Below are 11,457 nucleotides of genomic sequence, written 5' to 3'. Positions count from 1 at the left end.
CAACTGTGATATGGCGAGGCTTCCTCGTGCTGCACGAAGTCACTAAGATGTATCGGCTCTTCCGGCAAAACGAATAGAACTACCTTTACAATTGTGGGTAATCCTGAGGTCAAGGGGGGGCGCTCAACCCGTCGCAAGCCCCACCCGGCGGGCGATTCCCGGATTCGCCGATGACGCGGGCAGGCGCCGCATCGCGGCATCGACGGGTCTTGCGCCATGGCGCGGAGGCGCGCTTGGCCTCTGGCTGCGGCGGTTCATCGGTGGGACGGCGAGATATAATTCGTCGTAAATCTCGCCATTTATCGATGGCACCTTTCGGGTATACCTGTACTCGCAGCCCGGCCGGGCATCACGTTTCTTCGCCATGTCCCAGTCCGAAACGCCGTCGACCGGAGCGTCCCGACCCGCCAGCCGCATTGCGGCTTCCATTGCCGGCACCAAGCTGGCTCCGCCGCGCGCTGCGCGTCGTTTGCTGCCGCGAGAAGCGCTGCTCGCGCGACTGGTCGCCACGCGCCGGCAGCGCTTCGTCCTTTTGCGCGGGCCTGCGGGCAGCGGCAAGACCACAACGTTGGTGACGTGGCGGCAGGCGTTGCTCTCGTTCGATTTCGACGTTGCATGGCTTTCGCTGACCAGCGAAGACAACGATCCCGCGCGCTTCTTCGACTGCCTGCTCGCCAGCCTGGCGGAGGTGGATCCCGCAGTGGCGCGCGAAGTCGCGTTGCTGTCGGGAGAGGACTGGGAGGCGGCGGGGATCGAGCACCGGGTGATCATGCTCGTGAGCGGCATCGCCCGCCGCTCGCGTGAACTGGTGCTGATGCTGGACGACGCCCATCACCTGACCGATCCGCTGATCACGCTCGCGTTGCAACACCTGATCGACTATGCACCCGCTCATTTCCATCTGATCGTCGCGTCGCGAAGCGCGTTGCAGCTTTCCCTGTGGCGCTTCGAGTCGCAGGGCCAGAGCAGCGAATTCGACCTGCGCGATCTGCGCTTCTCGTCTGCCGAGTCCGAGCAGTTTCTGCGCGACCAGCTAGGCGAGATCGACCCGCGCGATGCGCAGGTGCTCTACGAGCTGACCGGCGGCTGGATTGCCGGCCTGCAGTTGTTCGCGCTAGACCTGAAGAATCGCCGCGACGGGCGCTATGCCTGCATTCAAGTGCACGATGCCCAGGCCTTCGCCGATTATTTCGAGTGCGAGGTGCTGGTCCGGCTGGCCCCGGGCGACCTTGAACTGCTGACGTGCGTCTCGATCTGCGATCGCTTTTGTGCTTCGCTATGCGCGAACCTGATGGGCCAGCCGCATGCCTTCATACGCATGTCGACGCGGCTCGTCCATCTGGAAGCCGAGAACCTGTTCCTCGAACAGGCGATCGGTGGTGACCGTGAGACGTGGTATCGGCTTCATCCGCTGCTGCGCGAGGTGCTGCAGGCCCGCGTCGCGACGCTTTCCGAAACGGCGCGGCGCGCGCTGCACGCAAAGGCCTGGCGCTGGTTCGACCAGCGTGGTTTTGTCGATGAAGCCGTGCGCCACTCGGTTCTGGCCGGCGAGCCGGAAGCCGCAGCCGATATGGTGCAGGCGTGCGCGCAGGCGCTGGTGGCGCAGGGCGAGCTTGGCCAGATCGCGGGCCTGTTGCGGCAGTTGCCGCACGATGTGATCGAGGCGCGATTCGATCTGCGCCTTCTCGCCGCACATCTGCAACTGGCGGCGCGCAATCTCGACGTTGCCGAGCGCTCGATCGAGGCGATGCAGGTTGAGGCGGCGCGTGGCGGCCTCGATGACCAGCAACGCTTTACGCTGATCTTGTTGCGCGGCCTCGTCGCGCTCCAGCGCGACGACACTGATGCGCTGGCGGCGATCATGCCCGAGCTGCAACGTCCGCCCGCGGATACCGACGACTTCAAGCTGAGTGGGTGCAGCAGCATCATGTCCTGGCTGCACATGTACCGGGGCGAATACAAGACGGCGCGCGAAGTGCTCGAAGACGGCACCCGTCGCGAGGGTGCGCCGCGTGTCAACCTGATCGGACGTTGTCTGGCAGGAATGAGCCACGCCTTGGAAGGCCAGATCGTCGTCGCGGAAGGCATTTACCGCGAGGTGCTCAAGGACGCGGAAAAGTACGGATCGGCGTACCTCGGCGCGGCTTGCATGGCGACGGGCCTGCTCGGCGATGCCATGTATGAACGCAACGATGTCGACGCCGCGCGCACGATGCTTGAAGAACGCATCGAGATCGTGGAGCGTGTCGCCATTCCGGACGTCGTCCTGTGCGCGTTCGTGACGCTGGCCGCCGCGCAACGCCTCGCGCGACAGCCTCTGGAGGCCTATGCGTATATAGAGCGCCTGGAGGACTACGCGCTCAAGTATCGCCTCGACAGGCTGCTTGCTCACGCCCTTCGCGAGGCCGTGCGCTGGAGCCTCGCGCAGGGCGAGCCGGATCAGGCCGACGCCGCGCTGAAGCGCGCCGAAGCACTCGGCGCCCGGTACGCAGACGCGACGCGCGGCACCGCGCTGGAGATCCGGATCGCCGCCCAGCGCGCGCGAATCGATATGTCTTTGCACCGGCAGGAGTTCGACGACGCCCGAGCGCGCCTCGTTCCGCTCATCGCAATCTCGGAAGCAGGCGGACGTTGGCGGCGCGTGGCGAGCCTGCGTGTGCAACTCGCCTCGGCGGACCTCGCGCGTGGCTCCGATCGCCTTGCCGGGGACAATCTGCTGGAGGCGATTCATCTTGGGCATCGTCTGGGATTGCAGCGAACGCTCGTCGACGCTTCGCCGCGCCTGACCGAACTGCTCGAAACGATGCTCCAGAAAGAAGCGCTCGATCCGGTCCTGAAGTTTTACGTTCAGCGGCTCAAGGCATGTGCCGACGCGGCTGGCGCGGGGCTTTCGGCCGCACCTGCTGCCGATCTGGCCAATGGCATGAAGGCGCTCAGTGAGCGCGAAACGGAAGTGCTCGAACTTCTCGCGATGGCCATGCCGAACAAAAGGATCGCACGCGTGCTCGGCGTGGCGCCCGAGACCGTGAAATGGCATTTGAAGAACATTTATATGAAACTCGGCGTGACGGGACGCGATGAAGCCGCAGCCCGTCTGCGGGATTTCTCGGGCGGCACACCGCCTGTCCCGTCGCGCTGAGACAACCCGTTTCGATCGCGGGCGGCATAACGCGTCGAAATCCGGCGCCGGCGTGCAAGAACGCGCGTCGATAGCCTTCACATCAAAAGTCCTCAGGGCCGGAGCCGGCATCATCCCGCCGCAGGGCGCGCACGCAGGACTGCCGCGCCCGAGCGCACGCGCACCAACCAGCCAGAAGGAAACGGCGGCCCCCCCGAGATGGGTGGCTTTCCCGCGAAAACGCCTCATGCATGATCAAAACCGTCGATGCGTTGCTTCGCGTGCCGCCGGGAGGTGAGGCCGACGGGCAAGCGACGCGCCTTTCCCTTTCTTCGAGGAGTAGTAGATGGAAGTTATCCGCCGCGTCTATCGTGAGGATCATGAGCAATTCCGCTCGACTGCGCGGCGCTTCATTGACCGCGAGTGCCTGTCACGCCAGCAGGCGTGGAACAAGGACGGCAAGGTCGACCGTGAAACCTGGCTGAAGGCGGGGCGCGAGGGCATGCTGTGCACGACCTTGCCCGCCGAGTATGGCGGCGGCGGCGGTGATTTCGGCCACGCGGCGATCCTCGCGGAAGAACTGGCGTACGGCGGCGTGAGCGGCTTGTCGATCGGCCTGCACTCGGACATCATCGCGCCCTACATCAACCGGCTCGGCACCGAGGAGCAAAAGATGCGCTGGCTGCCGAAGGTCTGCGCCGGTGAAACCATCCTCGCCATCGCCATGACCGAACCGGGCGGCGGCAGCGACCTGAAGTCGGTGCGCACGACGGCCGTGCGCGACGGCGACGAATACGTGATCAACGGCAGCAAGACGTTCATCAGCAACGGCTTCATCTCCGACATGGTACTGGTCGTATGCAAGACCGATCCGGCAGCCGGTGCGAAGGGCGTCAGCCTCATCATGGTGGAGACGAACCGCGAGGGTTTTCGCCGGGGGCGCAAGCTCGACAAGGTCGGCATGCACGCACAGGACACGGCGGAACTGTTCTTCGACGACGTGCGGGTGCCGGTTGCCAACCGCCTCGGCGAGGAAGGCAAGGGCTTCGTCTACATGATGCAGGACCTGGCCCAGGAGCGCTTCATGATCGCGGTGAACGCCGCGGCGAAGGTGGAGCGGCTGCTGGAACAGACCCTGGAATATGTGAAGGATCGCCAGGCCTTTGGCCAGACGGTGTGGGACTTTCAGAACACCCGGTTCAAGCTCGCCGACATCAAGGCACAAGCCGTGGCCTTGCGCACGATGGTGGACTACTACATCGGCGAACACATGCGGCGCAAGCTGACGGCCGAAGAAGCGGCCATCGCCAAGCTTCACTCCACCGAGACCATGTGGAAATGCATCGACGACATGGTGCAACTGCATGGCGGATACGGCTACATGCTCGAGTACCCGATTGCGCGGGCGTTTGTCGATATGCGGGTATCGCGCATATTCGGCGGGACCAACGAGGTCATGCGCGAACTCATCTCGCGCAAACTCTAGCCCTCAAATGGTTCTTGCGGCGCGGCGCGTGCTTCGCTTCGCGTGGCAGCGCTTCCGGGTACGCCTTGATCGCGGCCGCAGGGGCACAAAAGCACCGCAAACGGGCTGCCCTGCAAACGCCTGAGAAAACGAAGCATCGAAGAAGCAGGTCGGGTCTTGCCCGAAGTTCGCGCGCGTGTCGGCATGGTCCTGCGGTTCTGGCATGTGCTCAAAAAGAGTAGGTTCTCCGCACGGATTCTTGAATTCGAGCACCCGGAAGCGGGCCTTCAAACTCAGTACGCCATGCATCAAAATCTCTTGCCCTTCAAGCTGTCGCCACCCCGTCCGCCCCCATTTCAATTGCCACGGGCGCAATTGGGCGGGCGCATCAACGACGCTCGCGATGTGCGTCTGATCCTGCTGCGCGCGCCGGCCGGCTTTGGCAAGACCACGGCCATGCTGCAGTACGCGGCACGCCGGCAAGCGGCCGGCGCCGTCGTCAGGTGGTTCAACCTCGATGCGTCCGACAACGATCTCGGCCGCTTCCTCGCGCACTTCGATGCGGCGATCGAAAGCGTCGCGCCACGCGCCGATACGGCTTCCGGCGAACCCAGCCTGCTGGAACTGATCGACCGCGTCGCCGCATCCCCTGCCGCATTCACGATGTTCCTGGATGACTTCGAGGTCGTCGAAAGTTCGGCCGTGCTGGACCTGATCCGGCAACTCGTGGATCACCTCCCGTCCGGCTGGCAGTTCGTGATCGGCTCGCGTGTCGTGCCCGGCCTCGGTTTGGGACGGCTGCGCGCGCGCGGTCAGCTACTGGAAATCGGGCCGGGGCAGCTGCGCTTTTCATTGGAAGAAACCGCTGAGTATCTGCACCGCCGACGCGGCCTCACGCTGGGCAGCAATGCGCTGAGCCGGCTTCACAAGGTCACGGACGGCTGGGCGACCGCGGTCTGGCTGGCTTCGCTGGCACTGGAAGGACATGACGATGCGGGAACCTTTCTCGCGACTTTTTCTGGCTCCCATGCGGCGATCACGGAGTACCTGGCCGAAGACGTTCTTGTCAGATTGCCGGATGCGCAGCGCGAGTTTCTGCTGCACACGAGCGTGCTTCAGGAACTCAGTGCCCCCGTCTGCGACGCCTTGCTTGGACGTACCGGCAGCGCCGTGCTGCTCGCGGAACTCGAACGTGCGAATCTCTTTCTGACGACGCTGGACAATCCCGGTCACTACCGCTACCACAGCCTGTTCCGCGAATTCCTGTACGCGCAGTTGACTCAGCTCGATCCTTCGGCGGCACCCGCGCTCCACCGGCGGGCCTCGCAATGGTACGAGGGGGAAGGGCGGCCGGTGCCTGCCATCGAGCATGCACTGCGCGCACACGACTACGACTGCGCCGGACGCCTCCTTGGCATTCACGCGCAACGACTGCTGGATCTGGGCCGCTTCCGGTTGCTGGCCCGCTGGCTCGACAGTCTCCCGCAGGTCCTGCTGGACACCCATTGCAAGCTGAACGTCGCCCGCGCCTGGGCGCTCATTCTGACGCATCGCTATGCGGAGGCGCAGACGCTGGTGCGACGCCTGGACGAAGCCATGCAGCGGGATAAAGCCGGCTGGAATGAGGAGCTGCGGGCCCACATGTTGGCGTTGCGTCCGATGCTGCTGATGATGACCGACCAGAGCGACGGCCTTGCGATGGGCATCGAAAATCACGCCCGGCTCGATCCGCGCTACGCCTTTCCATACGGGTTGCTCACCAATCTCGTGGCGAAGCTCTATGCCGCGCTCGAACGCCATGAAGAAGCGCGCGCGCTGCTGGACCAGGCGCGCCGCTCGCACATCGAAATCGGCAGCACGTTCAGCCTGGTGATGGCCGAAGCGCTGGAAGGCACGATCAGCTTGCGGCAGGGCAGGCTGCACGACGCCATCGCACGCTTTCGCCTGGCGACGAACAACATGGCCGACGATGTCGCAGGCCGTGCCACCGGCAACGCGCCGTCGGCCATGCTGTTGGCCGAAGCCTTGTACGAAGCCGGTCATCTCGATCAGGCCGAGCAGGTCCTGACGATCTACATGGGGCTCGCGCGGGAGTCGGGGGGAAGCGGCCAGATGGTGCGAGGCTACATTACGCAGTCGCGGCTGGCGTGGCAGCGCGGCGAGCCGGACCGCGCCTACGGCGTGGTGAGCGAGCTGGAATTCATCGGTCATAGTCAGAACATCGCGCGTCTTGTCGTCAGCGCGGAACTGGAGCGCTCGCGACTAGCCCTGATTCAGGGCGATGCGGTGGCTGCTGCTGCGTGTCTGCGGCGAGCCGAAGCGCCGGAACTGTGGAGTCCCGAGCGAGCGGTTCCCGTTCCTCTGCATGAGGCGGAAACGCTGGAGATGGGACGCCTGCGGTTGCGCGTGCACGGGGCGGACGAGGCGCAGGGCAGCGCCGCCTTCGACGACCTGCTGGCCGAGTTGCCTGCGTTGATCGATCGAGTCCATGGGCAGCGTCGGCAGCGTCTGGCCCTTCGACTGAGCCTGTTGCTGGCCGAAGCGTTGCAGCGCGCCGGACGGCCGGAGGCCGCGCGCGAGCGCATGGCGCAGACGCTGGCCTATGCCTGCACCGAGGGCGTCGTGCAACCCTTTGCCGATGAAGGGCCGATCATCGCCTCGCTGGCCTTGTCACGCGCGCGCGCCGTGCTGGCCTCGGGCAAGACGCCGGTGGGCGCGATGGCGGGCTACTTCGAGCGACTGCAAGCCGCTTGCGCGAGCGCAGCGGATGACGTCGAAGCGGCTGCGCGTCCCGCGCCGATACACCAGGGCGGCTGCGGTGAGGCACTGACCCAGCGCGAGATCCATGTCCTGAAGTTGCTGGCACTCGGCAAATCGAATGCCGCGCTTGCAGAGGCCTTGTTCCTGTCGCAGGCTACGGTACGCGCGCATCTGCGCAATATCTCGGGCAAGCTTGGCACGAGCAATCGCACCGAGGCGGTAGCACGAGCGCGCGAGCAAGGACTGATCGGCTAGGCGCGGCCGCAATATAGGTAGATCGGACGACGACAACATTCGACCGAATCGCCAGAATGGCTTCCTATTGAGGAGACAAAACAAATGGAACGTCTGATCTTCGAGGCGGAACACGAGATATTCCGCGAGTCCGCTCGCCGCTTTTTTCAGCGCGAGGTCAGCCCGCATGGCGAGCGATGGCGCGAACAGGGCTGCGTCGATCGCGAGGTCTTTCTGAAGGCGGGCGAGCAGGGCTATCTGCTGATGTGGGCAGACCCGGCGCATGGCGGCGCAGGGGTCGAGGACTTCCGCTACGAGCAGGTCCTGATCGAGGAAAACGCGCGCTTCGGCGATTCGGGTTTCTTTCATACGCTGCACTCCCGCCTCGTCGGACCGTATATCGGCAAGCTGGGCAACGACGAGCAGCGCGCGCGGATTCTGCCGAAGGCAGCGCGCGGCGAAGCGATTCTTGCCATTGCCATGACCGAGCCGCAGACAGGCTCGGACCTGGCCGGCATTCGCGCCCGGGCGGAAGAAAAGAGCGACTACTGGTTGCTCAACGGAGCGAAGACCTTTATTTCGAACGGCATTCTGGCCGACTACGTAGTGGTTGCCGCGCGAACCTCGCCCGACAACCCGCATGCCATCGGCTTGTTCATCGTTGAGCGCGGCATGCCGGGCTTCGAGCGTGGGCGACGGTTGAAGAAGATGGGTCTGCAGTCGCAGGACACCGCCGAGCTTTTCTTCGACAACGTCAGGGTGCCGAAGGCAAACGTGCTCGGCGATGCCACGCAGGGCTTCCGCTATCTCACGCGTCATCTGGCGGAAGAGCGGCTGCTGGGTGCGTGCGGTTATCTGGCCTGCGCACAGGTTGCGTTCGACCTGACGCTCGACTATGTAAAGGAACGCAAGGCATTCGGGCGCCCGATCGGCACGTTCCAGAACTCGCGCTTCAAGCTTGCCGCGTTGCGCGCGGAACTCGACTCCCTGCAGACCTTCGTGGACCAGTGCGTGCTGTTGCACAACGCGGGCAAGTTGAGTTCGGAAACGGCTGCGGCGGCCAAGCTGCTCTGCTCGGAACTGGAGGGTCGCGCGACGGATGAAGGCGTGCAACTGCATGGCGGTGCGGGCTACATGGACGAATACCGCATCAGCCGCATGTACACCGATGCCCGCGTTTCGCGCATCTACGCAGGCAGCAGCGAAATCATGAAAGAGATCATCGGGCGCAGCCTCGGTCTGGACGACCGCAAGCTGGGTTGATCCCGGTGGCCTTGCATCGAGACCTCAAAACCTCACTTGAAAGAATCAGGACGAATCGACATGAGCGGACCACTACAGGGCATCCGGGTACTTGAAATGGTGGGCATTGGACCGGCCCCTTTCTGCGGGATGATGCTCGCCGACATGGGCGCCGAGGTGATCCGCGTGGACCGGCCCGCGGACAAGCGCGCCGGCCTCGACGGCAAGCCCCGCGCACAGGATTCGCTTCGCTTTGACGTGACCGCACGGGGCAAGCGCACTGTGGCAATCGACCTCAAGTCCGCGGAAGGCGTGCAACAAGTGCTGGCGCTGGTGGAGCAGGTCGACGTATTGATCGAAGGATTCCGCCCCGGGGTCATGGAGCGGCTGGGCCTCGGTCCCGAAGTATGTCTGCGGCGCAATGCGAAGCTCGTCTATGGTCGCATGACCGGCTGGGGCCAGCATGGGCCGCTCGCGCATGCGGCGGGTCATGACATCAACTACATCTCGATCAGCGGCATGCTCGGCGCGATGGGCCGTGCCGAAGAAGCGCCCGTTCCGCCGCTCAACCTGGTGGGCGACTATGGCGGCGGCGCCATGATGCTCGCGTTCGGCGTGGCATGTGCGCTCGTCGAAGCACGCAACAGCGGCGCCGGACAGGTCATCGACGCCGCCATGACCGATGGCGCGGCCTTGCTTGGCTCCATGCTCTACGGCATGCAGGCACAGGGCGTGTGGAGCGCACAGCGCGGCACCAACCTGCTCGACGGCTCGGCGCATTTCTACGACACCTACGAATGTGCCGATGGCAAATACATCGCGATCGGCTCGATCGAGCCGCAGTTCTATGCCGCGTTGCTCGAACGCCTGGAACTGACGGACCCGGACTTCTCGCGCCAGATGGACAAGGAGCAGTGGCCCCGGCTCAAGCGCCGTCTCGCTGCGCTTTTCACCACCCGCACGCGCGCGCAGTGGACCGAGCTGATGGAAGGAACGGACATCTGCTTTGCGCCCGTGCTCGACATGGAAGAGGCGCCGTATCACCCGCACAACATCGCGCGCAACACCTTCATCGAGGTCGATGGTGTGACGCAGCCGGCCCCCGCGCCGCGCTTCAGCCGCACCGCGCCAGAAGTGCGCCATGCGCCCGGGCGTCCCGAGGAACGCGTGGACGACGTACTGGAAGGATGGCTCAGCGGTTCCCGCTGAAGCGACGCTTAAACCACGCTTGTGGATCCACACGGCCATGCGACACGCGATGCAGCGTGCGGATGGCCAGGGCGTTCATTTGTTTGAAGAAACTGAAAAGGAGATAGACGATGTCTGAGAAGGTCGTAGTTGCCGGTGTTGGCATGATCCAGTTCAAGAAGCCGGGTGCGAGCGCTTCGTATGTCGAGATGGGCTCGCAAGCCGCGCGCGCCGCGCTCGCCGATGCGGGAATTTCGTATGACCTCGTGCAGCAGGCGTATGTCGGCTACGTCTATGGCGACTCCTGCTGCGGGCAGGCTGCACTTTACTCGGTCGGCCTGACGGAAATTCCGGTGCTCAACGTCACCAATAACTGTGCAACGGGTTCGAGCGCGTTGTTCATGGCGCGCCAGGCAGTCGAAAGCGGTGCGGTCGAATGTGCAATCGCGCTCGGCTTCGAGCAGATGCAGCCGGGCGCATTGGGCGGGATCTGGCACGACCGCCCCAGCCCGCTTGGCGGCTCCGCCGCTCTGGCGTCCGATCTCAACCCCGATGCCGTCGCCGCGAAGGTGCCGGGCGCCCTGATGATGTTCGGTGGCGCGGGCAAGGAACACATGCAGAAGTACGGCACGAAGATGGAAACCTTCGCGAAGATTCGCGCGAAGGCAAGCCGTCACGCTGCCAACAACCCGCTCGCGATGTTCCGCAAGGTCGTGAGCGCGGAAGACGTGATGGCCGATCCGGTCGTGTGGCCGGGTGTGATGACCCGCCTGATGGCCTGCCCGCCGACCTGCGGCGCAGCGGCGGCGATCATCTGCTCGGAAGCCTTCGCGAAGAAGCACAACATCCGCACCGACGTGCAGATCCTCGCGCAATCGATGACGACCGACAGCCCGGCGACACTCGGCGATCGCTCGATGATCCAACTGGTCGGTTTCGACATGGCGAAGAAAGCCGCGCGCGAGGTGTACGAGAAGGCTGGCGTCAGCCCGTCGGACATCAAGGTTTGCGAACTGCACGACTGCTTCGCGCACAACGAACTGATCACCTATGAATCGCTCGGCTTTTGCCCTGAAGGCGGCGCCGAGAAGTTCGTCAACGACGGCGACAACACCTATGGCGGCAAGGTCGTGACCAACCCGTCGGGCGGCCTGCTCTCGAAGGGTCATCCGCTCGGCGCGACGGGACTGGCTCAGTGTTACGAGCTCACGCACCAGTTGCGCGGCACGGCCGAGGCCCGCCAGGTGGATGGCGCGAAGCTCGCGTTGCAACACAACCTGGGTCTGGGCGGCGCGTGCGTGGTGACGCTGTACGGTCGCGCCTGATGGCGTGATGGAGGCGGCGGGCGGCGCGCGCGTCGCACGCCGTTTCCTTTGAGGAGACTTTGTAATGGCAGATAAAAGCATGATCGGCCGCGTGATGTCGCGCGGCACCGTCGATGTCGAGAAGG

Annotated in this window: 6 protein-coding genes; all 6 read left to right on the top strand. The window is 64.5% G+C overall.

Annotated features, from left to right (window positions below; genetic code table 11):
- Nucleotides 1–364: 364 nt before the first annotated feature.
- The 6 genes from AWB68_RS39080 to AWB68_RS39055 all read left to right on the top strand — a co-directional run bounded on the left by AWB68_RS39080 (nucleotide 365) and on the right by AWB68_RS39055 (nucleotide 11,332).
- Nucleotides 365–3,139, top strand: coding sequence for a winged helix-turn-helix domain-containing protein (locus tag AWB68_RS39080; RefSeq protein ID WP_087649560.1), 2,775 nt, complete (start codon nucleotides 365–367; stop codon nucleotides 3,137–3,139).
- A gap of 325 nt (nucleotides 3,140–3,464) precedes the next feature.
- On the top strand, nucleotides 3,465–4,604 hold the full coding sequence (locus tag AWB68_RS39075; RefSeq protein ID WP_087649559.1) for an acyl-CoA dehydrogenase family protein: 1,140 nt from the start codon (nucleotides 3,465–3,467) through the stop codon (nucleotides 4,602–4,604).
- A 282-nt stretch (nucleotides 4,605–4,886) separates the two neighbouring features.
- Nucleotides 4,887–7,598, top strand: a complete 2,712-nt coding sequence (locus tag AWB68_RS39070; protein WP_160110150.1) for a winged helix-turn-helix domain-containing protein — start codon at nucleotides 4,887–4,889, stop codon at nucleotides 7,596–7,598.
- Nucleotides 7,599–7,682: 84 nt separating this feature from the next.
- The gene (locus AWB68_RS39065) at nucleotides 7,683–8,840 is read left to right on the top strand and encodes an acyl-CoA dehydrogenase family protein (protein WP_087649557.1); all 1,158 of its coding nucleotides are present in this window, start codon (nucleotides 7,683–7,685) and stop codon (nucleotides 8,838–8,840) included.
- A 60-nt stretch (nucleotides 8,841–8,900) separates the two neighbouring features.
- Nucleotides 8,901–10,028 carry a CaiB/BaiF CoA transferase family protein gene (locus AWB68_RS39060; RefSeq protein ID WP_087649556.1) on the top strand — a complete coding sequence of 376 codons (1,128 nt, stop codon included), beginning with the start codon at nucleotides 8,901–8,903 and terminating at the stop codon, nucleotides 10,026–10,028.
- Nucleotides 10,029–10,138: 110 nt separating this feature from the next.
- Nucleotides 10,139–11,332: a lipid-transfer protein gene (locus AWB68_RS39055; protein WP_087649555.1), complete on the top strand. Its 1,194-nt coding sequence runs from the start codon at nucleotides 10,139–10,141 to the stop codon at nucleotides 11,330–11,332.
- The last annotated feature ends 125 nt before the right edge of the window (nucleotides 11,333–11,457 follow it).

The sequence above is a fragment of the Caballeronia choica genome, assembly GCF_001544535.1.
Lineage (GTDB): Bacteria > Pseudomonadota > Gammaproteobacteria > Burkholderiales > Burkholderiaceae > Caballeronia > Caballeronia choica.
Note: the sequence above shows the minus strand (reverse complement) of the source record. Positions and strands in the feature narration are given on the sequence as shown.